A 24,050-nucleotide genomic window follows, 5' to 3' on the forward strand; every position below is an offset into this window, starting at 1 on the left:
TGTTGCGTTGCAAAAACTACTTTTTTAGAGGCAATGGCGACGGCTTGTTTCGGTAAGAATTGTGGTATCTGCCTAGATGGTTGCTCGAGGCATTTTTGTTTCTAGATGTCAATGTGTGTCGGTGAAGAAATAAAATATGGAACAAGGGAAGAGAGTAGCGTGATTTTGTTTATACGGCCGCAAGCCATTTCTAACCAAACGGGTTTTCGTAGATCATGAGATCCGTACTAGTTGTGTGCATTGGCAATATTTGTCGTAGCCCAATGGGGGAAGCGCTGATCGCTGCGGAGTTACCGCACTTGAATGTGACGTCCGCTGGTATTGGTGCTCTGGTTGGACAGCCGGCAGATCCTTTGGCGCGAACCCTGATGGCCGAGCGCGGTCTCGATATCGAAGCCCATCGCGCGCGCCAATTGACCGGCGTCATGTGCAAGGAAGCGGACTTGATCTTGGTCATGGATGAAGAGCAGCGCCAACACATCAACCAGCGTCACCCATTCGCCCGTGGCAAGTTGTTCCGCCTGGGCGAGGTTGCCCGTGTGGATATCCCAGATCCCTATCGCTTGGGCCAGCCCGCCTTCGACCAAGCCCTGAAACTCATCGATGCCGGCGCGACAGCCTGGGTCGAGCGCATCAAGAAACTTTCATGAACGCCCTTGCTAATTCATCCGCTTCGCTCACTAGTGCAACGGCGTCTTCTCATGACGACGACGTTGTTCGACTGTCGGAATATTTGGACATTCTCATTGATCGCAGATGGTTGGTTGCTGGCATCACTAGCATCGCAGTTGCGCTCGGTGTGGCGTATGCACTGCTTTCTACGCCCATCTATCAATCCAACCTCTTGATCCAGGTCGAAGACTCCGCTCCGGATGCAAAGAATTTCCTTGGTGATACTGCCAATCTGTTCGATGTAAAAACGCCTGCTTCTGGCGAGATTCAGATTATTCGATCGCGAATGATCATGGGTGGCGCAGTTGAGGCGACGCGCCTCTACATAAACGCGCGGCCGCGCTATATTCCAATATTCGGGGAATGGCTTGCGCGGCGTGCCAAGGGAATCTCGGAGCCTGGTTTTCTCGGGATGAGTGGCTATGTTTCCGGCAAAGAGGCCATCAGCATTGCAAAATTTGATGTGCCTCCAGTTTTCGAGGACCAAGCGCCCTTTACGATTACGGTTCAACCCAACGATCAATACATTCTCACGCATCCTGATCTCGACGAGCCAATCACAGGGGATGTCGGAAAAATTCTGACGAAGCAGTTGTCCTCAGGTCCCTTGGCGTTGCTTGTGTCGCAACTCGAGGGGAAGCCTGGCGCGCAGTTTCTCGTATCGCGTGCTTCGCTGCTCGCTACGACAGAGGATTTGCAAAGGCGCGTTCAGCTCAGCGAGCAGGGCAAACAGTCCAACGTGATCAGTGCAACACTGGAGGACAGTGACCGCGACCGGCTGCGTCGCATTCTCGACGAAATTGGGGCGCAGTACGTACGCCAGAACGTGGACCGCAAGGCAGCGGAAGCGGAGAAGACCCTTCAGTTCCTTGACAGCCAACTACCTGACTTCAAGAAGCAGCTTGAAAATTCAGAAGATGCTTACGCAGACTTCAGAAACAAGAATGGAACAATTGCCTTTGATGAAGAAGCCAAGGCAATCCTTGGCCAAGCGGTGCAGCTGCAGACCAAGCTGCTTGAGTCGGAGCAGCTTCGTCGCGATCTTCTTTCTCGTTTTACCGAGACAAACCCTAAGGTTCGCGTCGTTGACGGTCAGATAGCAGCCTTTCGCCATGAACTTGATGGCGTAGATCGTCGCGTAAGCGCAATGCCTGTACTTCAGCGCGATGCGTTGCGTCTCGAGAGAGATGTGCGTGTAAATGGTGAACTCTATAAATCGCTGCTCAATAGTTCACTTCAGTTGCGTCTCGTGAAAGAGGGGAAAGTCGGAAATGTTCGTCTGCTTGACAAGGCTGTTGAGCCCAAGAGAGCTGTAAAGCCGCAGAAACCTCTAATTGTTGCCCTGTCGCTGGTGTTGGGTTTGCTGTCCGGTATTGCATTAGCAATCGTTCGCAGCAAGATGGCCAGCGGCATTCACAATCCGCAGGAGATCGAAGATCGTCTGGGATTAAGCGTGTACTCAGTGGTGCCTCAAGCGCTCGAGCAAGACGCGCTGCTTCAGTTGATCGCAACCGGGGCCGGGGGGGCTCAGGTTCTCGCGGTGACGGCACCGGAAAGCCTTGCGATCGAGAGTTTGAGAAATTTACGAATTTCGCTACAGCTCGCTTTGATGGAATCTGGAAGCAATCGGGTGCTGGTGACTGGAGCAACGCCCGGTGTCGGCAAAAGCTTCGTGTCGAGTAACTACGCGGTCATCATGGCGCAGGCCGGCAAACGCGTGCTGCTGATCGATGCGGACTTGCGTAAGGGGCACATCAACAAGTCTTTTGGCCTATCCCGCCAAGGCGGTCTTGCAGATGTTTTGGCCGGCGACATGGCTTTTGAGCAAGCTATTCATGCGAATGTACTTCCGAACCTCGATGTTCTGACAACTGGGAACTATCCATTCAATCCGGCCAACATGATGTTGTCGTCTGCAATGGGAGACATCCTGGACGGGGCCTCGGAGCGATATGACCTGGTTGTAATCGACAGCCCTCCGGTTCTTGTCGCTGCAGACGCAGCGGCAGTGTCGGCTCATGTTGGCGCGATTCTGCTGGTCGCCCGCGACGGTTTGACGCAACTCGGCGAATTGAGCGAAAGCGTGAAACGGCTTGCTCATGCCAACCAGCGTGTAAGCGGGGTGGTCTTCAACGGAATGGACCTGACACGCAGGCACTATGGTAGCTATGGATACAAGTACGGCGGCTACCGCTATACGGAATACAAATACAAGCAGGCAGGCTGACAGAGAGCTCGAAGGGGAGGCAAGGGGTACCCACCTTCGAGAGATTGTTGATTCAAATCTCTTATGTCTTTTGGAGGGTTACGTACAAACGTAGTGGTTTGTACACTTTCTAACAATCGAAATCTTGAGGCGAGGATTGTTCCAAAACTTGAGAGGCACAATCCTTCGCAATGTCCGAGCATGACTCGGGTAGGAGTTCCTGCGTGATCAATCGTCTGGCAGAGCAGTTGCTCGGATTGCCTAGACCTGCCAAACGGTTACTGGCGTTGTGCGTGGACGCGCTCGTGTGCGTGCTATGCGTCTGCTTTGCGTTGAGTTTGCGTTTCGAACAGTGGATGTTCCCCCGTGGATCGCAATGGTGGGCAGCAGCAATGGCGGTTCTGATTGCGCTTCCCCTATTCACTGTGTTTGGCCTTTACCGCGCAATATTTCGCTACGCGGGTGCACCAGCGGTGTTGGCGATCCTGCGAGCATGCGCTTTGTTCGGGCTTGCCTACGCTGTACTTTTTACGGTCGTTGGGGTGAGCACCATACCGCGTACTGTTGGGTTGGTGGTTCCACTGCTGCTCTTCATGTGCATTGGGGGGCTACGCATGCTCGCGCGCTATTGGCTCGGTGGCATGTATATGAGCGCAGTACAGCGAAAGTCGCTGCCGCAGGTTGTCATCTACGGCGCGGGCGGTGCGGGATTGCAGCTTGCGGCAGCGCTCGCCCAAAGTCGAGACGTGCTGGTGCGAGCCTTCATCGACGATGCCAAGCATCTTCATGGCAGCACACTTAATGGCATCAGGATTCAGCCGCCTAGCTGGTTGCTAGAGAATGCTGCGATGCTCGGGATCTCAGACGTGTTGCTGGCGATGCCCTCGACCAGCCGTGCGCGGCGTGCGGAAATCCTGCACGACCTGTTGCCGCTCCATCTGCATGTACGCACATTGCCTGCGCTTGCCGATCTGGCGAATGGCCGCGTGCAGGTTCACGACCTGATCGAAGTCGATATTGAAGACTTGCTGGGTCGCGATCCGGTCGCGCCGGTAGACGATCTGCTGCACAAGCACATAAGGCACCAGGTCGTGCTGGTCACGGGGGCCGGTGGCTCGATCGGCAGCGAACTCTGCAGGCAGATCGTCAAGCTTTCTCCGTCCAAGCTGTTGCTGATCGAGCTGACGGAGTTCGCGCTGTATGCGATCCATCAGGAGTTGGAGGCGATGAGTCCGGACGTCCAGGTAATCCCTCTACTTGCCTCGGTCCGCGATCCGGCACGGCTGCGCGAGATCATGCGTACTTGGCGACCCGATACTGTCTACCACGCAGCGGCGTACAAGCATGTGCCGCTCGTGGAGCACAACCCCATCGAAGGCGTCCGAAATAATTCGCTGGGCACGCTCATGGCGGCGCAGGTCGCGATGGAGTGCCAGGTTCGTCGGTTCGTGTTGGTGAGCACCGACAAGGCAGTGCGGCCGACCAATATCATGGGAGCCAGCAAGCGCTTGGCCGAGCTTTCTCTGCAAGGCTTGGCGCAGCAGCCGTCGGGCACATGCTTCTCGATGGTGCGCTTCGGCAACGTGCTGGGCTCCAGCGGCTCCGTGGTGCCGCTGTTTCGCCGGCAGATTGAGGCTGGTGGTCCGATCACGCTGACGCATGCCGATATCACCCGCTATTTCATGACGATCCCGGAAGCGGCGCAACTCGTTATCCAGGCTGGAGCTATGGCGCAAGGTGGGGACGTGTTCGTCCTCGATATGGGCGAGCCGGTCCGGATCATCGATCTGGCTCGCAGGTTGGTGGAGTTGTCGGGGCGCACCGTGCGCGACGAGAGTGCTCCCGATGGCGACATCGAACTTCGCATCACGGGCCTGCGGCCGGGCGAGAAACTTTACGAGGAGCTTCTCATCGGCGACAACGCGATGCAGACCAGCCATCCTCGGGTGATGAAGGCTCACGAGCCTTGCCCTCCAGCCGAGGAACTATGGCGACAGTTCGCGATGTTGGGCGCTATCCTTGATCGCAACGACGTGCCGGCACTTAAGAATGTGCTGGCACAGATGCTGCCCGGTTATCAGCCGCATGCCGAGGTGGTCGACTGGGTGCATGTCGAAAAACATTCGGCAAACGCAATGCTGTTGCGCGATATCGATTCAGATTCGAACGCTGTCACTGAGGAGTTGCTCGATAATTCTGCGCGTGTTCCCGACGTCGTTTTGGTGGCTTGATATCGAACTGCTCCCCTGAGCAGGACAGATTCTTCGTCGACCACAAGCAACAAGGCCGCTCAGTGCCTCAGCATTGGGCGACTTTGTCGTTTCTGGCGTAAGCGCTGTCGAGCACTTTGTCTGTAAACAATGGGATGGACGTCCCACTCGTAGCGGTACCAACGTGCCACAGTGGAAGTGTCATCGACCATCTGAACCGAGAGGGGCGTCCACCATGAAGATCACGACTGTTTGCATCGACTTGGCGACGAGCGTGTTTCAGGTCCACGGTATCGACGAACACGGCATGGCGATCCTGAAGAAGCAGCGGCGGCGCGACCAGATGGCCGCGTTCCTCGTCAACTTTCCGCCTTGTCTGATCGGTATAGAGGCTTGCGGTAGCGCGCATCATTGGGGGCGAAAGCTGCAGAGCATGAGCCACACGGTGCTTCTGATGGCCCGCAGTTCGTCAAGCCCTACATGATGACCAAGCTCAAGACTCTGACCGGCATGGCCGAAGTCGTGCGCTTCATCGAGGAGCGCGAGATATTCAGGACGGCCTGAACAACCGTCTTGGTAGTTAATCGATATGCATGGGCGAGTCTCAGGTAGAGCCGTGTTTGGCGATGGCGTTGAGCATGCAGGCGACCAGGGCGACCTTCTTGCGCTTGCCTGCTGCCAGCGGCGCTCCTAACGCTTGAGCGCTGGGTTGTGCTGCTCCGCCGTGAGGGTGACCATGTACAGGGTTCGCCGCACATCAGCTTGCCCATCCCAGATGGAGCGCTGGCCACGCATCTGGCCGGAATTGCGGTTCAACGGCGCCACGCCCACCAGCGCTGCGATGCGGCGCCGGTCGAGCTTGCCGAGTTCAGGCAGCTCGGCCAGCAGCACGGCAACGCTGGCCTCGCCAATGCCCGGCACGCTGGCCAACGCCTGCGCCAGTTGGGCGTGATGGCGCTGAACGTGCGCAGCCACCTCGGCTTCGCTGTCTCCCAGCTCCTTCAAGAACTCGATCACGCGCTCGATGCTCGGGCGCGCAGCCGCATGTGCCAGGCGCAGGCGCTGTCGCTCCGAGGTCAGCATCTGCACCAACTGGCGCCGGCGCAGCACCAGGGCTTGTAGCTGCTGTAGTTTGGTATCCGCCAGCGGCCTGACGAAGCGCTCGCGCTCGAGGTGCTGGTGCAGCACGCGGGCGAAGGCCTCGAGCATGCGAGCATCCAGGCCGTCGGTCTTGGCCAATGCGGCCATCGCGCGAGCAAAGTCGCGCGCTGTGCGCGGGTTGACCACGGCCACCGCCAGATCCGCGGCCTGAAGTGCGCAGGCCGCCTCGAACTCATAGCCGCGAGTGGCCCGAGCACTATCAATCCGGGCGCCAGGGCCGACGCCTGAGTGACCAGTTGCTCGATGCCGCTGTTGTCGACCTGCCAGGCTTTGTAGCCGCTGAAGTCATCAGTAAGAGCTTGCCGCATCCCCCGGCTTGGCGCTCGTTGCGCTCAGCTTGAGGACGTTACGTACGTGCTGTCCAGCTCGACCGTCGGCGAAGTCGAACGTGACGCCCTGGATCGGGTTGAACTGCGTCGTGCAGTAGCTCCACGAGTAGGCCCGGTGCGTCTTCCACGCGTTAGGCTTGAGCATTGCCACAGGGGGTCAGCATGCGGCACGCTGTGTTAGAGCCGCTCTGCTGTAAGCGCGTCCACCAGCGCTGCAGTTGAATGCCGCACTCACACGCTGATGTACGCCCAAAATGACGTCATCCGCGCCGAGTTAAGTTCGCGTCGCAATCGCTTCAAAGCTCCCCTCGCCGCGCGGAGCACGGATGAAAGATCAAGCTCTCCGTCGGCGGAGGCTATCGATCTTTCACGCAATCGAAGGGCGCTGTGCACGGTGCCATCAATCCCGAGTTTCCCAATGCAGGCTCAAACTGCTTCGCCTTTTTGACACGAGGCCGAATAGCGGCCGATCATCAGCGCAGGCACAAGCGCGCTAATGCATCGACGCGCCCGAATGATCAGCTTGCTATGAGCTTGAATCGCCCGGCTGGGTGGTGCCTTTTCATTTCCCATTTTCGTCCGGCGACTGAGTCATCGTCGACAAGCATCTAGACCAAGCTACACGGCCGCAGCTCGAAAAATACACTAGAATTTAATTTTTTATAGAGTGCGTGGCCAAAAATCTTTTAGTCTCCTGCCACCATTCAGCATTTTCTTCCCAATCTTTGTCGCGTTCGTGATTCCAAATTACGATGCCATCAGCATTTTTATAGCACGTCTCCAATTCCATACGCCAGAAGTTTGCCGGAACATATTTCCCATTCAGTTCTTTATTGCCGCTATTGAATTGAGGCCACAAATAGCAGTAAACTGGTTTTCCAAACTGCCTAGAGATGCGCAAAGTCTCTTCGGCATAAGTCTTCCAGCCTTTATCGTCGTCATATAGGGTGTAAAGCGAAGGAAATACCGCATCGACGTAAGGGATAAAATCTTTTGCGGCCTTTTCGTTCAAGCTGTCCCATGTCTTTCTGGGCTGGATGCGAGTTTTATCTACAAGCGGCCAATAGCTTCGCGTTGGTACGATGCCGTAATAGCCGAGTTTTACCTCAGGCCTGACTGCTCGGATTGCTTTCAAAACGTTAAGAAGCTTTTCTCGGCCGGCATTGCGCGTCGACTCGTCTTCCGAGTAAAATTCCCAACGCTCTATGTCGACCACCGTAGGAATCGGTCCCGTACCCAATCGATCCATTAATTTCGCCATTTCGTTCGAATCGATTAAGCGATCGGATGTCTTCGATGGCAAGAGAAATGACTCATAAATAATTGGATTTCTGGGCACTCCGGAAGAAGAAAGATCTACTCCGCCGCGGTAATACATCGATTGCGCAACAATAAAATTTCTCTTTTGCGCGTTTGCGTTTGCGGTAGCGATAGTAAGCAGTAGAAGAATTGTCGAGATGATTTTTGTTGCTTGCATATGTTGCACCATCGAAAATGCGAAATAGGTAATAGCCATCTTGCACCGGATCCATGACTCGGATCTGGTGCGTCCAGTCACGGAGAGATTCTCTGTTAATCGGGGTAAATCATGCAAGCTCAAAAAACCACTCTGACCAAGTCAATGTGGGGTCCTCGGAGAAGGATGGTCGGCCGTATAGGTCTGACTGGCTGCCATTACCAATCTTTACAATTGTCTATAAAAATCACGCGGCATCCCTGTTGCCTTTCCTCTATTGCCAATGGCGGTACGTGTTGGAAATTTAACGCTTGCCGGTTGGCGACAATAATTGCACTGCCGCGATCGATTGGCTCTCGACTGGACTATGGTATTAAAGCTAAATAGGACGAGTGTGCACCACCTCGAATTTTCGCTTGAATCTCAAGAAGTATCTTTCAAAGAATCGATAAGAAATTGCCGAGGCACCCAGCGTAATCACGAACGCTATCGCAGCTGCAAAGAGCCAAGATCCGGGCATTAATTTGCCGCCCAGCCTTACGCCGATGCCAATCCCTAGCAAATGAAAGACATATAGCCCGTAAGATATTTTTCCAAGATACCGAAGTGGACGGGTTGCAAGAAATTTGAAATATGGCTCATTCAGTGCGGACATGGTTATCATTGCTGCTCCAGCTGCCACGAGTGAATAAAGAAAAACTTGATGCGGCCCATTTTTATCTATATCAGGTGTCCAAGCGCCAAAAAGCAAAAGAACGGCACCGCTCAATGGCAAAAGCAATCGAAGTAGTTTTGAATTCGGGGCGGCGGGCCTGATAACTCCTAGCAAGGTTCCCAGCAAAAGAGAGTCGGCACTGAAAACAGATGTCCAAATTCCAGGATGAGGAAAATTTGTCGAAACCGCGAAGATTCTCACGCCCACGAACGCTAGCCAGCACAAAAAAATCCCCCACAGCAGCCGGTTTCTAGATTTCAGGAAGGGAGCTAAGAGCAAGGGTAAAACGAGATAGAATTGCTCTTCAAGCGCAATTGTCCATAGATGCGCCGTGTAAGGAATTGAGTTGTACCCTTGGAACCCGGAAACAATGTTGTCTACAAAGATCATCAGAGAGGCAAGTCGAAACCAGTTTGGAGGGATTTGTCCCCAGACCACGATTGACAACGCAAAAATCGCAACCACATACCCAAAATAAAGCGGCCAAATTCTCAAGCCACGGCGCATATAAAAATTAATCACCGAAATTTTTCCAGTGATCTCTCTTTCCGTTGAGAGGATGGCGCTCAACAGGTACGCGCTGATAAAAAGAAAAAGGTGAACCCCGACCCAGCCTTGATCTCCAATCAAACGGAGCGTACTACCCAATGGCGCGTCGGGCAGATGGTGAATGAAGACCAAGAGGAAGGCAAAAAACCTTAGCCCATCAAGCGTTGGAAAATAAAGGTCGGTCGTCTGTGTTGGTAGCCGGGTCGACGAGGCGGCTGTCACCCGATTGTCTGAGGCGAGCAAATTTTCGGCGGGCGAATGGACTGGTGTGATTTGCATAAATCTGGAGAGATGTGTCCTCGCGCCGCAGGAGCGCGGCGATAGCCCGGACCCCTATATTTTGTCCGTAAAAGATCAGAAGTCAGGGCCTTGTCAGTCGGCCAAGCTGTCAGGACACGCTCCGCGGGCCTATCTCAACGATGTCCCGACCTAGTTCCCCGCACAGGTGAACAGCCGCATCGACAAACTGCTTGCGCATAACTGGCAGGCCTCGCGCTGAGCACGCGGCGACATCCTGAAGGTGCTGTGGTGTGCGGCCAAGGCTTGATGCTGCTGGCCAAGCGCTTGGAGCGAGGTCGTTTCGTCTGGCCACAGGCTGGCGCCGAGTGGGTATCGCTGACGCTGGCGTAGCTGTCGATGCTGCTGGAGGGCAAGCGATACGAGCGCGGCTCGATGGGGCTCACGAGCAGCCAGCCATACACCCAGCGAGCGGGCGCCCTTGCGGACAACCAGACGTTGACGGCGGCAATGCTTGACTGATTGCTGCACCATGCGCACATCGTGCAGATCACCGGCGAAAGCTCCAGGCTGGAAGGTCAAGGGCAAGGTCAAGGGCAAGGTCAAGGGCAAGGGCAAGGGCAAGGGCAAGGGCAAGGGCAAGGCTGGTCGTCGCCATGCATCCATCACGTGATTTCCACCGGCCCGGAACAGCAGGCCGCGGCGCAGTTGCTGCAGTGTCTCGGGCATGTGCGGTTCGGGCATGGGCATCAAGTGGCGCCGCTCGTGCTCGAGCATCTTGCCCACGCTGAACTGACTGTGCTCGGGATGCCGGACTTCGCTCTACAGCGCCCGGCAGCGCTCGCTCAATCAGGCATTGAGTTCGATGAAGGAGCCGAAGCGGCGCCGACCCGCCTCGATCCAGATACGCTGACGGCTGTCCTGCACGTTCTTCTCCACACGCCCCTTCTCCAGGCCCGATGCGACGTTGCAGAAGTCGGGGTCGTAGGTAGTGCGCTCACATCACGGCAAAACTGGCATTGACGGTGCGGCCCTGCTCTTGTGCGCTCTGTCCACTGTTGTGCGCATGTGGTCGTAGATCTCGCTGCGCACCACACCGTCCAAGGCCGCAACCGACCTCATGTGGGCGTCGAGCTGCATCTCGTGACCTTGGCTCGTGTACGCCACCAGCTAGAACGAAGAGTTTGCGCACGGCTTCAGGTGCGGCACCTGCGTGCGGTAGTAGATGCCGCCGACGACCAAACCCTCTTCGCTCCAACCGAGCTGGAAGGCCGCGTCGAGCTCCAAGTTAAGCGGCACGAACGCCGTGACGTTGGCTGCCTGACCCTTTCCTTGGCGCCAGGCTCGAACGAAGTCAGTGACGGTCTAGTAACTGTCCTGCTGCCCGTCGCCGTGATCTCGGCGTGCAGCGCACGTGCTTTCGTCGTCGCGCACCGGCCGTTCATGCCTGCTTCTGTTCGGGCGCGCCTCGCGCCGATGCTTCGGCGCCTCGGCGACCGGTGCGCGCATCTGCTTCGACACCGTGTTGCGCGACAGCCCCGCCATGCGCGCTACCTCACGCTCCGACAAATTGTCCCTCGTATGCAGCCGTCGGATCCTGCCAATCATGTCCATGAGGATCACTCCTTGCCCCGATGCTTAAAAAACAGCAGGGTAGGTTGAACACCCGGCTCACCTTAACTTCGGCACTACCTGAAAAACTGGCTCAGTTTCCGGTCGGTGCCAACATTCAAGGACGTCCTGCAGCGTTTGTCCACTCACAAAATGCGGCGTGTCAAAGAGTTGCCACCGCATCGCTGGCATCACACAGTATCCAGCGCCTGACGATCAGTTTAAGGGCGTGTTGCACGGGAGCTTACTGAGCACGGACACGCTTGTCCCGTTCTCGCGCGCAGGTGTCAGCCCCTCGGCTTAGCGTGCCCCCTGGAAATTCAAAATGTTGTCCCCCGCTCGCGGCGGATTGCTCTCCGGCGCCCCGATCGAGAAGGCCTTGGGATCCCTGATCGAAGTCATGTCGTACAGCGGATTGATCCGGCCCAGCTTCGCACCACCATCCCGAATGAGCGGCGACCAATTGAAGGCTGCGGTGAACTTGCTCGACTTCGGCAGGAAGGCGTCGAAAGGCACCGCCACGTAAATGCCCTTGTCGAAGCTGCCTTCGCCAAACTCTCGCGAAGACACGTTCGTCTTGGTTGCATAAGCACCGAGCACGACGCCGTTGTCGAAGCTTTTGCTGACGTTGAGCGTGACGCCCTTGTCGCCAGCGAGGTACTGGCCCACGCTGACGGTCGCGCGAACGCCGTTCCAGCCCGTGTCCCAGTACAGCGTGGCGTGGCCTGTATTGACCTTGTAGTCGCGCAGGCCGAAGTCCTGGGCGAAGTCGCGCTGGCGCACATGATTGATGTCGATGCCGAAAGCGACACGGCTGCGTGACGGGCGATAGAGCCATTCAGCGCCGACGCCCGCAAACATGGGCTCAAGCGCGCCACCGTAGACGCTGTAGTACTGATCCTCTGCCAGACGGCCCACATGCGTGAGCTGGAACACCGGCAAGGTGAGCCGCTTCGTCGTGGCGTACTCGCGCTGGAAGGTTCGTACGCGCGGCAGATTGCTGGGCGCGGTGTAGCTGAACTTGTCGAAGTTATCGAACATGCGCCAGTTGAGGGCGCCGTTGAACCAGGTGCTGTCGGTGAACCGGTACTCGAGAACTGCTTGAATGCCGATCTGGTAGAGCAGGAAGGCGTCTGGGCCACCGACGATCTGCGAGGTGCTGGGCGTGATGCCGAAGGTGTAGCGTTCGCGCTTGCGTTCCCATGGCGCCATCGGCGGCGTGGCCGTTGCCGCTGTGGTGGCGGCGACGCCGGTCGGCGAGCCATTCCCCGCATTCTGCGGCGCATTGACGGATGCGCTCGCCGCCGTGGCAGCCACTGCTCGCAGCGGCTGCATGTCTTCGCTGCTGTCCACGTTGGGCGCGTATTCGCGCTGGCCGACAGCACGCTTCTCGCTCGGCGTCATCGCCCTGTAGTGCTCGTTGACCCATTCGTCGCGATTGATCACTTGCGCGTGCAGCGACAGTCCGCGTTCGCGGTAGTGGAGGACGAAGTACTTGATCGACGCTGGCGCATCGCGATGCAGCAACGCGGTGATGGTCTCGACGCGCGCCTCGCGATAGACCGTCAAGCTTTCGCTGATCCAGACATGCAGCTTGTCGTCTTGTGGGGCGATGCGCTGCACGGTCCATTCGGTGCGGGCCTCGATGTCGGCTGCGGTGGTCGGCCAACCAGGCGGTGTCTTGGGTGCTTCGGGCGTGAAGCGCGGCAGCGGCGCATCAGCCACTTTGGGGGACTGGAGCTTGGCGAGATTGGTCGAGAGCGATACGCCCAGCATGACCTTGTCGCCGCGCTCGAAGCCCAGGGAGAACGACAGCCCGGGCGCGTAGCGGTACTCGAGCCCCACATTGAAAGGAGTGCGCTGGCGCTGATTGATGCCCGAAGGCTCGTGCTGATAGTCGTTGCCGTCGTATTCGAGCTTCAGGGTCAGCGGGTCCCATGGGGTGCGCCATTCGACGCCGCCGAAAAGCGCGGCAGGTCCGCGGAAGAAGCTGTTGAAGTTGGCCTGGCCGCCGGTGGTGGCTGTGCTGCCGGGTCGTGTTCTGAAGCGATTGCTGATGGCGATCAGCGGATTCTTGATGTTGCCGCTGCTGCCCATGTAGCCCCAGCCGATGCCGAGGCTGAAATCGAAGTCGCCATAGCGTTTGCTGGCGACGAGGTATTCGGACGAGAACAAGCCGGTACCGCCGAAGTCGCGGAATCCGAGAGCGAGCTCCGGCACGTAGGCCGACTCCTTGGCGAGCCGGACCTTGAAATCGATACTCTTGTCCTTGTTCGACTGGCCCGTGGTGCTCGCCGCGTAGGCCTGGTTGCTGATGGAGGTGTAGCGAAAGCCCGCTTCGAACCACTCCAGAGGCTGAAACATGAAGTTCAGCCGTGAGTAGGGATAGACGTTGGTGAGCGAGAGCCGGAAGTCCCCAAGCTCACCCATGCGGGCCGTGGGCGTTTGGAGCAGGCCGGTTTCGCCCCAGTCGTTCGTGCTGGTTCTGAAGACCTTGGGCGTGGGCACCGGCTCGGGCAGCACGGAGCGCACGGGCGCATAGTGGGCTGCGTCGACGCCTTTGCGTGCGTCGAGGGATGTGGTCAGCGGTGCGCGCTTGTCGGCGGCGGGCGCCGACTTGACAGCATCGAGCGCCGCGGCATCCAGCACCTGGGGCGAGGGGCCCTGGGTCGCCAGAAATTTGATCATCCCCTCCGACGCCGCGACCAGATCCGGCATCGCTCGCGGCGCAGCCCAGATCCATGATCCAGGCGCGGGTTCGTCCGATGGTTGCGCATTCCAGGGCGCCACAGCGACGCGCGCAGTGCGACCATCGGGCTGCGCCACCCAGGCCCAATCGGCGGCGGGAAGATCGCAGGCCTTGGCATAGTCCCAGGCGCTGCGGCCGGCCTCGTGCCGGACATGGCAAAGCTCGCCGTTGGAACGCACCACGGCGATCGTCTTTAGTTCAGGCGGGCCCGCTACGAATTGCTGGCCGGTCGACAGGACGGGGTCCTCCGCGGGGTGGGTTTCCAGCCACCGAGGGTCGACGATGCCCAGAGCCACGCGCCCGGTCACGGGCAGGCCTTGCAGCCAGGTGATCAGCGCGAGCCTGTCGACCTGATCTGCACGAGGAGCGCGGCGGGCTTCGGCCTCGAGGCGGACCAGCAAGGTGTTCTTCAGGAACTGCTGCGCCAGCCGCTCCTCGGGAACACGCCATGAGAGTCCGGGAGAGGCCGTCTCCGGTGGCTGCCGTAGCAGCCAGGTGCTGAAGCGCTCGCCGGCGCGCACATCGGCGTCCGAGCTCGTGGCCGGACCGTTCGAAGGTGTCGTACCGGTTTGCTGGGCCCAGGCGCCGCATGTGACGATCAGCGCGCATGCCGCCGCGATATGACGAGGCCAGTGGGAATGCCGGTGGTGCGGACCTCGCGAGGTCATGTCCCAGCGCTCGCCGGGACGCCGGCTGCCGGCGTGGGGGGTGTCCAGCGCTCGAAGCTCATACACAGATTGTTGGAGATGCACTGCTCGGAATAGATGACAACAGGTGTGCCTGTCTTGTTCGAGATTCCGAACCGGGCGGCAGGAAGAGAGGCGTTCGCCGGGCGCGAGACGCTGCGCTCCTCATACCACTGCAGCGACTTCGGATCCGTGCCGGCTATCGCGCTGTCGCTGGGTGCCGGTATGGGGATGCGGGTGATTTCGTCGTTGATGCCGAATCGATAGCCAGGCATGACGTCGCGCTCGCGTTCGTAGCGCTGCACGGGGGCGCTGCCGGCGTTCGAAGCTGCGGTGGGCCATGCGGGCCAGTCGGCAATGCGAACCGCGCGCCAGTCCGTGGAAAGCCCGGTGGTGCCGATCAGACGGCCATTCAACAACCGAATGACTTCGCCGCCGCCGCTGTACCAGACTTCGACAGCGCCCTCGGGTCGCTGATCCAGGTAGCCAAGCACCATGTAAACGGTGCGGCCCGAGATGTTGGCGCGCAGGTAGGCGAAATTGGGGTTGAAAGTCGGCGACGGGGCCGACGATTGCCCTCGATAGAGGGCGCGTGCTGTATCCAGCATCGCGGAAGAACCGGAAGAACAACCGCCAACGCCCAAAAAAAACGTTGCCAAAAGGCAACATTTTATAAGTCGCGTGGCGATACCGACGCGGGGACTTTTCAGCGAATGCCCTCCGTCAAGGAGGGCTCGCGGCATCAGCGCGTGGTGCCAGTCGTGCCGGTGGTGCCGGTGCCGGGGATCAGGCCGAAGCCGCCGCCCGAATTGCCACCATTGCCGCTGACGGCAGCGACGAACAGAGCCGCGCCTGCACCAGCAGCGATCTTCTCTTCGGTCGTGAAGCTGCCTTGCGCATTGTTGGTGGCATTGGTGCCGCCAGCAGGAGCGGTCTGAGCGAACACAGACGAAACCGCCAGGGCGGACAGAGCGACAGCTGCAACCAGTTGGTTGGTTTTCATAAGGGATCCTCTCAAAGATTTTTATGCAATCGATTCGAGAGTAGCAGCATTGAAAGTGGGTCGCAACCCGTTTGCACTCGGTTTCTTCTTTGTTACCCGGCGCGGGGCAGGTCCGTGAAAAAGGTTACGCATCTGATGTTACGTAGCGACAGGCGTGACGTCGACCGTAACGAGGCCTCCGAAACGCCCGAAATCCACCGTGTTCCGGGGGCGTCCGAGCAAATTCACCTCAAAAAAGGCCAATGAAATCAACCGCTTAGTTCTCCTGGGTACGGGTTGTTGGCTCCGGCGCCCTGCGCAGGCATCGATCCTGCGTTTGCGTAAACCAACGTTAACTTTTTTCAGACCCGCAACCTAGTTGCCGCACCGGGAGACTCAAGGTGGAAATTCTGTTGGAAAAGACCGACGCCAGCGTGATGGCGAGGAATTCGAAGTTCCAGAGCGTGCTGATCGTCCACGACGATCTTCAGGTGACCGAACGTCTGCGCAGCGTGGTGTCGGTGCTCGAGCCCCGAGCCCGCGTGCTGGTTGCCCGCTCGTGTGCCCAGGCCCGCGAGATCCTGGCGCGCAGTTCCTGCTCGCTGGCGCTGGTCGGCATGGACCTGCCCGAGGACGGCGGCGTCTCGACGATCCTGCATCTGCGCGAAGCGCACCCGCACATGGAGCGCATCGCCGTCTCGGCCCTGCCCGACACGCAGCGCGTACGCGCTGCGGTCTCGGCCGGCGTGGCGGGCTACCTGCTCACCGATGCACTCGACACCGAGCTGGTCTTCCTGCTGCGCTCGCTCGAGCGCGGCGGTGCGGCCATGGATCCCCGCGTCGCGCGCTGCGTGCTCGAGCGCATGTTCGGCACCGCGCGCCGCGCGCCGGCCAGCAGCAGCACGCAAGTGCCGTCGGCGGCCGCCGAAACCGAGGCGCCGAAGTCGGTGCTCTCGGTCAGCGAGCTCAAGGTGCTGAACCTGATCGCGCAGGGCTGGAGCAATCGCCAGATCGCCGAGGCCTTCTACCTCTCGATCAACACGATCGAGTTCCACGCCAAGAGCATCTACCGCAAGCTCGCGGTCAAGTCGCGCACGCAAGCCGTTCGCGAAGCGATGCAGCACGGCCTGCTGAACTGAATCTCCCCTCGTGAAGCGCCCGCGGTGCCAAGCCGCGGGCGCTTTCGCGCGCGCTCGTTCCGTCCATCGACGGAGCGTCGATGACACGCGGACGGCGCCCCGCCGATGTCGGATCGGAGCGTCATTCGCGCGACCGCGCGGTCTTGCAACCGTTGAATTCGCACGTTGCGCCCCGCTACAATCGTCGGTTGACCCTGCTCCAGCGAAGAAGATAGAGGATCCCCATGAGTGACATGACCGCCGGCTCCCCCCGGATCGACACAAGCAAGCGGACCTGGTTGATCGCGTCCGGCTGTGCCGGTGCAGTGGGAGGCGTGGCCACCGCGATTCCCTTTGTCAGCACGTTCCAGCCCTCCGAAAAGGCCAAGGCCGCCGGCGCTGCCGTCGAGGTCGACATCTCCGGCCTGAAGGTCGGCGAGAAAGTCACCGTCGAGTGGCGCGGCAAGCCGGTCTGGATCCTCAAGCGCTCCCCGGAGCAGATCGCCGAGCTGCCGAAGCTCGATGCGCAGCTCGCGGACCCGCAGTCCAAGCGTCATCCCGACGAATTCACCCCCAAGTACGCCCAGAACGAGCACCGCTCGATCAAGCCCGACGTGCTGGTCGTGGTCGGCATCTGCACCCACCTCGGCTGCTCGCCGGTGGACCGCCTGCAGTCCGGCCCGCAGCCCTCGCTGCCCAACGACTGGGAAGGCGGCTTCCTCTGCCCTTGCCACGGTTCCACGTTCGACCTGGCCGGCCGCGTCTTCAAGAACAAGCCCGCGCCCGACAACCTGCCTGTGCCGCCGCACATGTACCTGTCGGACACCAAGCTCCTGATCGGTGAAGACTCCAAGAAGGCCTGAGGCAGAAGAAGAACATGGCTGAATTCCACGAAATCTCCCCCAACGCCCCGGCCAGCGCCAAGCTGTTGAACTGGGTCGACAACCGTTTCCCGCTGACCAAGCTCTGGAACGATCAGTGGGGCAAGTACTACGCGCCGAAGAACTTCAACTTCTGGTACATCTTCGGCTCGCTGGCGATGCTGGTCCTCGTGATCCAGATCGTCACCGGCATCTTCCTCGTCATGCACTACAAGCCCGACGCGAACCAGGCGTTCGCATCGGTCGAGTACATCATGCGCGACGTGCCATGGGGCTGGCTGATCCGCTACATCCACTCGACGGGGGCCTCCGCGTTCTTCGTGGTGGTCTACCTGCACATGTTCCGCGGCCTCATGTACGGCAGCTACCGCAAGCCGCGCGAGCTGATCTGGGTGTTCGGCTGCGCGATCTTCCTGTGCCTGATGGCCGAAGCCTTCATGGGCTACCTGCTGCCCTGGGGCCAGATGTCCTACTGGGGCGCCCAGGTGATCGTGAACCTGTTCGCCGCCATCCCGTTCATCGGTCCTGACCTGGCCCTGCTGATCCGCGGCGACTACGTGGTGAGCGACGCCACGCTCAACCGCTTCTTCAGCTTCCACGTGATCGCCGTGCCGCTGGTGCTGCTCGGCCTGGTGGTGGCCCACCTGATCGCGCTGCACGAAGTGGGTTCGAACAACCCCGACGGCATCGAGATCAAGGCCAAGCGCGGTCCCGACGGCCATCCGCTCGACGGCATCCCGTCGCACCCGTACTACACGGTGCACGACATCTTCGGCGTGGTGGTGTTCCTCACGATCTTCTCGGCGGTGATCTTCTTCGCCCCCGAAGCCGGCGGCTACTTCCTGGAGTACAACAACTTCATCCCGGCCGATTCTCTGAAGACGCCGAACCACATCGCGCCGGTCTGGTACTTCACGCCCTTCTATTCGATGCTGCGTGCGACCACCGACGACATGGTCAACGTGTTCGCGCTGATCATCGGCGCGGCCGCGATCTGGAACTTCGTCAAGGGCAAGTCGGGCGTGGCGCTCAAGGTGGCGATCATCGTCGTGGCCGCTGTGGCGATCTTCCTGCTCAAGACCTTCGACGCCAAGTTCTGGGGCGTGGTCGTGATGGGCGGCTCGGTCATCATCCTGTTCTTCCTGCCGTGGCTCGACCACAGCGAAGTCAAGTCGATCCGCTACCGTCCAAGCTGGCACAAGTACGTGTACGGCGTGTTCGTCTTCTTCTTCCTGATCCTGGGCTACCTCGGCATCCAGCCTCCCGGCGTCTGGGGCAACCTCGTGATCGGCTCGTTCGCGCTCGACATCGCGCAGACCATCTCGCAGATCGGCACGCTGTTCTATTTCGGTTTCTTCCTGCTGATGCCGTGGTGGAGCCGCAAGGGCGAGTTCAAGACCGTGCCCGACCGCGTGACCTTCGCCGCCCATTGAAAAGCGCAAGACAGCTCGAGAGACACACGATGAAGAAAAGCATTTCCGGCTGGCTCGCGGCCCTGGGCCTGGTCATCGGCCTGGCTTCTGGCCTGACCTTCTCCACAGCCGCTTCGGCCGAATCCGGCGGCCTCGCCTGGGACAAGGCCCCGAACAAGACGAACGACGTGGCCGCGCTGCAGAACGGCGCCAAGCTGTTCGTCAACTACTGCCTCAACTGCCACTCGGCCGCCTTCATGCGCTTCAATCGCCTGCAGGACATCGGCATCAGCGAGCAGCAGATCAAGGACAACCTTCTGTTCACGACCGAGAAGGTCGGCGAGACCATGAAGGCCAACATCGATGCGCGCCAGGCCAAGGAATGGTTCGGCACCACGCCGCCCGACCTGACGCTGGTGGCACGCTCGCGCGCCGGCCACGGCGGCACCGGTGCGGACTACCTCTACACCTACCTGCGCACCTACTACCGCGACGACACCAAGGCGACCGGCTGGAACAACCTCGCATTCCCGAGCGTGGCCATGCCCAATCCGCTGTGGGAGCTCCAGGGCGAGCGCCGTCCGATCCACGCCAAGGTCGAGCAGCATGGCCACGAGGCCGATGTGTTCACCGGCAAGTGGGAGCAGGTCACGCCCGGCACCATGACCCCGCTGCAGTTCGACACCGCCGTGGGCGACCTGGTGAGCTACATGCAGTGGATGGCCGAGCCCGCGCAGAACACGCGCATCCGCATCGGTGTCTGGGTGCTGCTGTTCCTGTCGATGTCGGTGATTTTCGTGTGGCGACTGAACGCCTCGTATTGGAAAGACGTCAAGTAGTTCCATCCTTGCCGACCGGAGCGTCAAGTGCGCCGGTCCCGTGGAGTGGGTTGCCAACGCAACCCACTCTTTTTGATTTTTAGGAGTCTTTCGCCATGATGGTGCTGTATTCAGGTACGACCTGCCCCTTTTCCCACCGCTGCCGCTTCGTGCTGTTCGAGAAGGGCATGGACTTCGAGATCCGCGATGTCGATCTCTACAACAAGCCTGAAGACATCAGCGTGATGAACCCGTACGGCCAGGTCCCGATCCTGGTCGAGCGCGACCTGATCCTGTACGAGTCGAACATCATCAACGAGTACATCGACGAGCGCTTCCCGCATCCGCAGCTGATGCCCGGCGACCCGGTCGACCGCGCGCGCGTGCGCCTGTTCCTGCTCAACTTCGAGAAGGAACTGTTCGTGCACGTGTCCACGCTCGAGAACCGCACTGCCAAGGGCAACGAGAAGGCGCTCGAAAAGGCACGCTCGCACATCCGCGACCGCCTCACGCAGCTCGCGCCCGTGTTCCTCAAGAACAAGTACATGCTGGGCGACAACTTCTCCATGCTCGACGTGGCCATTGCGCCGCTGCTGTGGCGCCTCGACTACTATGGCATCGACCTCAGCAAGAACGCCGCGCCGCTGCTGAAGTATGCCGAACGCATCTTCTCGCGCCCGGCCTACATCGAAGCGCTGACCCCCTCCGAAAAGGTCATGCGCAAGTAATCCTCGCGCAGGTCCGTTTCCGCTTCGCTTCATCGCCGTCCTTCATGATCAACGCGCTCGAGTCGTCTTCCACCCGCCCGTACCTCATCCGGGCGCTGTACGAATGGTGCACCGACAACGGGTTCACGCCTTATGTCGCGGTGCAGGTCGACGACACCGTCCAGGTGCCGCGCGAGTACGTGAAGAACGGCGAGATCGTGTTGAACATCAGTTTCGACGCGACCAGCTCGCTCAAGCTCGGCAACGACTTCATCGAGTTCAAGGCCCGTTTCGCGGGCACGGCGCGCGAGATCAGCGTGCCCGTGGGTCGCGTGATCGCGATCTATGCGCGCGAGAACGGCCAGGGCATGGCCTTTCCCGCGCCGCCTCCCGCGGCCGACACCGGCATGGGACTCGACTCGCCGGCCGCCACGGGCGTGCCGGCGCCGGCGAGCCCGGTGCGTTCGGCGCTGCGCGATGCCTCGCGCGGCGGTGGCGAGAGCGAGGCCAACCGGGTCGTGCACCTGGTGACGGCCGACGATGCGGGCAGCGACGTGACCGACATCGGCGATGGCCCCGAGGCCGACCCGACCGACGAGCCGCCGCGCCCTCCGGTCGGCGGCGGCGCACGGCCTTCGCTCAAGCGCGTCAAGTAACCGGCCCAGGCCTGCAAGACGCGCCCGCTTCCGGACCCTGGTGGGCACCCCACTAGAATCCGCTGCAGATTTTTCTTTTTCGGCCGCTTTAGCTCAGTTGGTAGAGCACCCGCCTTGTAAGCGGAAGGTCGTCCGTTCGATTCGGACAAGCGGCACCAGACACCCCCTCCAGTCCGGCGCCGGCCCGCTCAGCGCTTGGGCTGTTCGCGCAGCCGCAGCACGAAGGTCTTCGCGCTCGGCACGAGGAAGAAGCGCCGGGCCTGCCAGCGCGCCTGCCGATGCGCCTCGAGCCAGGCGGCCGCGTGCTCCAGCTCCGGTCCCTGCAGGTTCGCGGCGCCTTCGCGCTGCAGCCGGGTCCAGGCCTTGAAACACTGGACCACCCGCGCCGAGGTGCCGAGTTGCGACTCGAGCTGGATGCGATAGGTGAAGCCGGCCACCATCGTGTCCTGTACGGTGACTTCCTCTCCCTGCACTTCGATGACATAGGGGCGCTCGCCGCCCACCGTTTCGACCGTCATGGGGGCCGAGTATGCCAACACGCCGTGGCGTCACGGCCGAATCTCGAGAATGGCCACTTCGCGGTGGCTCTGGTCGTCGCCATGCAGGTGCAGCGGATAGCGCCCGGCATGCAGCGCCGCGAGGCGCAGCGTGGCGGTCTGGCCCGCGGCCACGGGCACCATCTCCTGCATGTAGCCGTGGATCATCAACTGGCCGGCCTGCGCCGAGCTCACGGCGATCGAGACGATGTCGCCGCGCGTGACGGGCAGCACAGGCAGCGGCGTGCCCTCGGCCTCGGCGGCCGCGCCGATCCGCACCTCGAACTGCGTGCCGGTGCGCGCGGGGGCCGCGGCGGACGTGGCCGGGTCGGTCGACGGCCGCGCCGCGAGATAGCCGAGCGCCATCAGCGTGACGATGGCGAAGCCGCCGAAGGCGTAGACCAGTGAGGATTTCATGGCGGTTCCAGGGGAATAAAGAAGGACGCGGCGCTATCCCGCCAGCGGCAGCGAAAGAATCCACAGCCCCACGGCCGTCAGCGCGACCATCAGCAGCAGCATCGGCACCTGGCTCGCGAGCGCGCGGCCCGTGTGGCGGAAGATCCGCAGCGCTTCCGCATGGGCCAGCACCACGCTCGCGATGTGCCCGGCCAGGATCAGCCCGACCTGGGTGTGCCAGACGATGTTGAGATCGATGATGCGCGGCGGCATCGCGGCGCGTGCCGTGCCGAACAGGTTCCAGCCCCGGCCCAGCGGATCGGACAGCAGCGGCAGCAGCTGCGCGCCCTGGGACCACAGCATCGTGTAGTAGTGGGTCGCGTGGTAGACGAAGGCGATCGGCACCAGCGTGAGCGCGAAGCGGCAGGCCAGCTCGCGCGTGGAGAGCTCGGAGGCCGCCACACGCCGCGTGAGCGCGAGGAAGAACAGGTAGACGCCGTGATAGGCCCAGGGCGAGAGGCACAGCGCCAGCCATTGCCAGCCATGGAACAGGCTGGCCGCCGTCGCATAGGGCTGGGCGCTGTGGGCCTTCACGGCCGGCTCGACCAGCGGATAGAGGGTCTTCCAGAACAGCCGGCTCCAGGGCCAGGTCTCGTGCGCGCCGTCGTAGGCGGTCGACGAGAGCATGAACAGGATGAACAGCACCAGGCTCACATGCCCCGGATGGCGCTCGAGCAGCCCCGACAGCGGCAGGCGCCAGCGCAGCGCGACGCCGCGGCAGCCGGCGCGCCGCCACGCGATCGGCGCCATGCGGCCCACGAGCGAGAGGAACAGCCCGAAGAACTCGCCATGCCGGAACCAGGCCGCGCTGCCGAAGAGCCAGGCCATCGCCACGGTCAGCAGCGTGTAGGCGGTGAGCATCAGCGCCAGTTGCCGCGGCGTGCTGTGGCCGAACAGCTCGATCCAGATGAAGGCGATGTAGAGCGCCAGCGCCGGGTAGTACGCGAGCCACGCGGGATAGGCGATGCGTCCGCCGAAACCCATGCCGCAATGCGCGCGCAGCAACTCGCAGAGCGAACGCCACGGGTTGCAGAACACGAACAGGTCGCCGACGACCGCGGTGGCATAGGTCAGGCCCAGCACGAACACGATCCAGAACAGGGTCATGTTGAGGTTGCGGAACGGGTTGTCGGTGCCGAGGAAGCCGCAGGCGATGGTGAGCACGAGCAGGCCCACCGACAGGGCGCGCAGCCCTTGCACGACGAAGGCCGGGACGAACACATGCGCGCCCACGCGGCGCGCGTTCGGCGAGGTATCGCTCCGCGCGGGCGGCACGGCCGCGAAGATCCCCACGATCACGAACGACAGCACCAGCGCCGCGGTCGCGCCATAGGCATACATCCAGAACGGCACCGGCAGCGTGTACTGCACGCCGAAGGAGTGGGCGAACGCGAGGCCCGGCACGGCCTCGGCGGCGAGAAGAAGGATGGGGCGCCAGCGGACGAGCGAACGCATCAGCGAGAGGCCTTCCGTGGGTCGGCAACGCGCGCCGCGGCCGACAAGGTCAGCGGCGGTGCCCCCGCGCCGGGCACATGGCAGACCTGCGTCTCCACCAGGTAGAGAAAGCGCGCATCGCGGTCCGCGCGCTCCAGCCCGAGCGCGAGCAGGCCTGCCAGCGCGGCCCATCCAACGATCAGCATCAGCGCGACCGCATGCCGGCCGATCCATTGCACCGCATCCATCGTCATCAGTGGTCCCTCACACCCTGCAGCGACACCACCGACCAGCGCCCCGCGCGGCGCTGCGCGACCAGCAGCAGCTCGTCGTAGGGCGCGTGCCGCAGCTTCGCGATCGCGAGCATCCGGGGCTCGCCGTCCGCGAGCGCGGGCAGCGGCCGCACGATGTAGGGCAGCAGCGGCGGCGCATAGGACTCGATCGCCATCAGCGGGAAGAAGGCATCGGC

The 24,050-nt window shown here is 61.0% G+C and carries 21 protein-coding genes, 1 tRNA gene and 5 pseudogenes; 14 read left to right on the forward strand and 13 right to left on the reverse strand.

Annotated features, from left to right (window positions below):
- Positions 1-215: 215 nt before the first annotated feature.
- The 4 genes and pseudogenes from AC27VN_RS00475 to AC27VN_RS00490 form a co-directional block, all read left to right on the forward strand.
- A complete protein-coding gene (locus AC27VN_RS00475) occupies positions 216-650 on the forward strand; it encodes a low molecular weight protein-tyrosine-phosphatase (RefSeq protein ID WP_490875218.1) in 435 nt (144 codons plus the stop codon).
- Positions 647-2,899 carry a polysaccharide biosynthesis tyrosine autokinase gene (locus AC27VN_RS00480; protein WP_490875219.1) on the forward strand — a complete coding sequence of 751 codons (2,253 nt, stop codon included), beginning with the start codon at positions 647-649 and terminating at the stop codon, positions 2,897-2,899. Before AC27VN_RS00475 ends, AC27VN_RS00480 begins: the two co-directional genes overlap by 4 nt.
- A 203-nt stretch (positions 2,900-3,102) precedes the next feature.
- Positions 3,103-5,109, forward strand: coding sequence for a polysaccharide biosynthesis protein (locus tag AC27VN_RS00485; RefSeq protein WP_490875220.1), 2,007 nt, complete (start codon positions 3,103-3,105; stop codon positions 5,107-5,109).
- Between the two features lie 214 nt (positions 5,110-5,323).
- Positions 5,324-5,577: pseudogene (locus tag AC27VN_RS00490) on the forward strand (IS110 family transposase); the annotation flags it as partial.
- Positions 5,578-5,692: 115 nt separating this feature from the next.
- Here AC27VN_RS00490 and AC27VN_RS00495 read toward each other — a convergent pair.
- From AC27VN_RS00495 to AC27VN_RS00510, 4 genes and pseudogenes are all read right to left on the reverse strand, one after another.
- Positions 5,693-6,521: pseudogene (locus tag AC27VN_RS00495) on the reverse strand (transposase); the annotation flags it as partial.
- A 16-nt stretch (positions 6,522-6,537) separates the two neighbouring features.
- Positions 6,538-6,723, reverse strand: a complete 186-nt coding sequence (locus AC27VN_RS00500) for an IS66 family transposase (RefSeq protein WP_490875221.1) — start codon at positions 6,721-6,723, stop codon at positions 6,538-6,540.
- Between the two features lie 507 nt (positions 6,724-7,230).
- Positions 7,231-8,094: a hypothetical protein gene (locus tag AC27VN_RS00505; RefSeq protein ID WP_490875222.1), complete on the reverse strand. Its 864-nt coding sequence runs from the start codon at positions 8,092-8,094 to the stop codon at positions 7,231-7,233.
- Between the two features lie 319 nt (positions 8,095-8,413).
- Positions 8,414-9,577 (reverse strand): acyltransferase family protein, encoded by a 1,164-nt coding sequence (locus AC27VN_RS00510; RefSeq protein WP_490875223.1) that lies wholly within the window; start codon positions 9,575-9,577, stop codon positions 8,414-8,416.
- Between the two features lie 267 nt (positions 9,578-9,844).
- Between AC27VN_RS00510 and AC27VN_RS00515 the strand changes: the two genes are divergently transcribed.
- The 3 genes and pseudogenes from AC27VN_RS00515 to AC27VN_RS00525 all read left to right on the forward strand — a co-directional run bounded on the left by AC27VN_RS00515 (position 9,845) and on the right by AC27VN_RS00525 (position 10,208).
- Positions 9,845-9,928, forward strand: coding sequence for a hypothetical protein (locus AC27VN_RS00515; protein WP_490875234.1), 84 nt, complete (start codon positions 9,845-9,847; stop codon positions 9,926-9,928).
- Positions 9,929-9,949: 21 nt separating this feature from the next.
- A pseudogene (locus tag AC27VN_RS00520) lies at positions 9,950-10,054 on the forward strand (IS21-like element ISPsy4 family helper ATPase IstB); the annotation flags it as partial.
- Between the two features lie 13 nt (positions 10,055-10,067).
- The gene (locus AC27VN_RS00525) at positions 10,068-10,208 is read left to right on the forward strand and encodes a hypothetical protein (protein ID WP_490875224.1); all 141 of its coding nucleotides are present in this window, start codon (positions 10,068-10,070) and stop codon (positions 10,206-10,208) included.
- Positions 10,209-10,267: 59 nt separating this feature from the next.
- On the opposite strand, the pseudogene istA reads toward AC27VN_RS00525, so the two are convergent.
- The 4 genes and pseudogenes from istA to AC27VN_RS00545 all read right to left on the reverse strand — a co-directional run.
- Positions 10,268-11,149 (reverse strand): annotated as a pseudogene (gene istA / locus AC27VN_RS00530) (IS21 family transposase); the annotation flags it as partial.
- 297 nt (positions 11,150-11,446) lie between these two features.
- The gene (locus AC27VN_RS00535) at positions 11,447-14,563 is read right to left on the reverse strand and encodes a YjbH domain-containing protein (RefSeq protein ID WP_490875225.1); all 3,117 of its coding nucleotides are present in this window, start codon (positions 14,561-14,563) and stop codon (positions 11,447-11,449) included.
- Entirely contained in the window at positions 14,560-15,189 is a 630-nt protein-coding gene (locus tag AC27VN_RS00540) for a YjbF family lipoprotein (RefSeq protein ID WP_490875226.1), read from the reverse strand. The genes AC27VN_RS00535 and AC27VN_RS00540 overlap by 4 nt, the downstream gene beginning before the upstream one ends.
- A 134-nt stretch (positions 15,190-15,323) precedes the next feature.
- Entirely contained in the window at positions 15,324-15,584 is a 261-nt protein-coding gene (locus AC27VN_RS00545) for a hypothetical protein (RefSeq protein WP_490875227.1), read from the reverse strand.
- A gap of 380 nt (positions 15,585-15,964) precedes the next feature.
- Between AC27VN_RS00545 and AC27VN_RS00550 the strand changes: the two genes are divergently transcribed.
- The 7 genes from AC27VN_RS00550 to AC27VN_RS00580 all read left to right on the forward strand — a co-directional run bounded on the left by AC27VN_RS00550 (position 15,965) and on the right by AC27VN_RS00580 (position 21,313).
- On the forward strand, positions 15,965-16,702 hold the full coding sequence (locus AC27VN_RS00550; RefSeq protein ID WP_408908408.1) for a response regulator transcription factor: 738 nt from the start codon (positions 15,965-15,967) through the stop codon (positions 16,700-16,702).
- Between the two features lie 224 nt (positions 16,703-16,926).
- Positions 16,927-17,544, forward strand: a complete 618-nt coding sequence (gene petA / locus AC27VN_RS00555; RefSeq protein ID WP_093351864.1) for a ubiquinol-cytochrome c reductase iron-sulfur subunit — start codon at positions 16,927-16,929, stop codon at positions 17,542-17,544.
- Between the two features lie 14 nt (positions 17,545-17,558).
- A complete protein-coding gene (locus tag AC27VN_RS00560) occupies positions 17,559-18,995 on the forward strand; it encodes a cytochrome b (RefSeq protein ID WP_093351863.1) in 1,437 nt (478 codons plus the stop codon).
- Positions 18,996-19,024: 29 nt separating this feature from the next.
- Positions 19,025-19,813, forward strand: coding sequence for a cytochrome c1 (locus AC27VN_RS00565; protein WP_057596960.1), 789 nt, complete (start codon positions 19,025-19,027; stop codon positions 19,811-19,813).
- 95 nt (positions 19,814-19,908) lie between these two features.
- The gene (locus AC27VN_RS00570) at positions 19,909-20,520 is read left to right on the forward strand and encodes a glutathione S-transferase N-terminal domain-containing protein (protein WP_057596959.1); all 612 of its coding nucleotides are present in this window, start codon (positions 19,909-19,911) and stop codon (positions 20,518-20,520) included.
- A 44-nt stretch (positions 20,521-20,564) separates the two neighbouring features.
- Positions 20,565-21,155 carry a ClpXP protease specificity-enhancing factor gene (locus tag AC27VN_RS00575; protein ID WP_490875228.1) on the forward strand — a complete coding sequence of 197 codons (591 nt, stop codon included), beginning with the start codon at positions 20,565-20,567 and terminating at the stop codon, positions 21,153-21,155.
- Between the two features lie 82 nt (positions 21,156-21,237).
- Positions 21,238-21,313 (forward strand) — tRNA-Thr (locus tag AC27VN_RS00580).
- Between the two features lie 30 nt (positions 21,314-21,343).
- Here the strand turns inward: AC27VN_RS00580 and AC27VN_RS00585 are convergent.
- The 5 genes and pseudogenes from AC27VN_RS00585 to AC27VN_RS00605 all read right to left on the reverse strand — a co-directional run.
- Positions 21,344-21,673 carry a hypothetical protein gene (locus AC27VN_RS00585; protein ID WP_093351860.1) on the reverse strand — a complete coding sequence of 110 codons (330 nt, stop codon included), beginning with the start codon at positions 21,671-21,673 and terminating at the stop codon, positions 21,344-21,346.
- Positions 21,674-21,703: 30 nt separating this feature from the next.
- Complete coding sequence (locus AC27VN_RS00590; RefSeq protein ID WP_490875229.1) at positions 21,704-22,108, reverse strand: hypothetical protein; 405 nt, start codon at positions 22,106-22,108, stop codon at positions 21,704-21,706.
- Between the two features lie 33 nt (positions 22,109-22,141).
- Complete coding sequence (locus AC27VN_RS00595; protein ID WP_490875230.1) at positions 22,142-23,602, reverse strand: hypothetical protein; 1,461 nt, start codon at positions 23,600-23,602, stop codon at positions 22,142-22,144.
- Complete coding sequence (locus AC27VN_RS00600) at positions 23,602-23,835, reverse strand: hypothetical protein (protein WP_490875231.1); 234 nt, start codon at positions 23,833-23,835, stop codon at positions 23,602-23,604. Before AC27VN_RS00600 ends, AC27VN_RS00595 begins: the two co-directional genes overlap by 1 nt.
- A pseudogene (locus tag AC27VN_RS00605) lies at positions 23,835-24,050 on the reverse strand (hypothetical protein); the annotation flags it as partial. The pseudogene AC27VN_RS00605 and the gene AC27VN_RS00600, both read right to left, overlap by 1 nt.

Source organism: Variovorax sp. 20P10.2.4, from assembly GCF_058244205.1.

Excerpts from the sequence above, each read along its gene's own strand:
- AC27VN_RS00475 (WP_490875218.1), top strand. The coding sequence starts at position 216 with ATGAGATCCGTACTAGTTGTGTGCATTGGCAATATTTGTCGTAGCCCA.
- AC27VN_RS00480 (WP_490875219.1), top strand. The coding sequence starts at position 647 with ATGAACGCCCTTGCTAATTCATCCGCTTCGCTCACTAGTGCAACGGCG.
- AC27VN_RS00500 (WP_490875221.1), bottom strand. The coding sequence starts at position 6,723 with ATGCTCAAGCCTAACGCGTGGAAGACGCACCGGGCCTACTCGTGGAGC.
- AC27VN_RS00505 (WP_490875222.1), bottom strand. The coding sequence starts at position 8,094 with ATGGCTATTACCTATTTCGCATTTTCGATGGTGCAACATATGCAAGCA.
- AC27VN_RS00510 (WP_490875223.1), bottom strand. The coding sequence starts at position 9,577 with ATGCAAATCACACCAGTCCATTCGCCCGCCGAAAATTTGCTCGCCTCA.
- AC27VN_RS00515 (WP_490875234.1), top strand. The coding sequence starts at position 9,845 with ATGCTGCTGGCCAAGCGCTTGGAGCGAGGTCGTTTCGTCTGGCCACAG.
- AC27VN_RS00525 (WP_490875224.1), top strand. The coding sequence starts at position 10,068 with ATGCGCACATCGTGCAGATCACCGGCGAAAGCTCCAGGCTGGAAGGTC.
- AC27VN_RS00535 (WP_490875225.1), bottom strand. The coding sequence starts at position 14,563 with ATGACCTCGCGAGGTCCGCACCACCGGCATTCCCACTGGCCTCGTCAT.
- AC27VN_RS00540 (WP_490875226.1), bottom strand. The coding sequence starts at position 15,189 with ATGCTGGATACAGCACGCGCCCTCTATCGAGGGCAATCGTCGGCCCCG.
- AC27VN_RS00545 (WP_490875227.1), bottom strand. The coding sequence starts at position 15,584 with ATGAAAACCAACCAACTGGTTGCAGCTGTCGCTCTGTCCGCCCTGGCG.
- petA (WP_093351864.1), top strand. The coding sequence starts at position 16,927 with ATGAGTGACATGACCGCCGGCTCCCCCCGGATCGACACAAGCAAGCGG.
- AC27VN_RS00560 (WP_093351863.1), top strand. The coding sequence starts at position 17,559 with ATGGCTGAATTCCACGAAATCTCCCCCAACGCCCCGGCCAGCGCCAAG.
- AC27VN_RS00565 (WP_057596960.1), top strand. The coding sequence starts at position 19,025 with ATGAAGAAAAGCATTTCCGGCTGGCTCGCGGCCCTGGGCCTGGTCATC.
- AC27VN_RS00570 (WP_057596959.1), top strand. The coding sequence starts at position 19,909 with ATGATGGTGCTGTATTCAGGTACGACCTGCCCCTTTTCCCACCGCTGC.
- AC27VN_RS00575 (WP_490875228.1), top strand. The coding sequence starts at position 20,565 with ATGATCAACGCGCTCGAGTCGTCTTCCACCCGCCCGTACCTCATCCGG.
- AC27VN_RS00585 (WP_093351860.1), bottom strand. The coding sequence starts at position 21,673 with ATGACGGTCGAAACGGTGGGCGGCGAGCGCCCCTATGTCATCGAAGTG.
- AC27VN_RS00590 (WP_490875229.1), bottom strand. The coding sequence starts at position 22,108 with ATGAAATCCTCACTGGTCTACGCCTTCGGCGGCTTCGCCATCGTCACG.
- AC27VN_RS00595 (WP_490875230.1), bottom strand. The coding sequence starts at position 23,602 with ATGCGTTCGCTCGTCCGCTGGCGCCCCATCCTTCTTCTCGCCGCCGAG.
- AC27VN_RS00600 (WP_490875231.1), bottom strand. The coding sequence starts at position 23,835 with ATGACGATGGATGCGGTGCAATGGATCGGCCGGCATGCGGTCGCGCTG.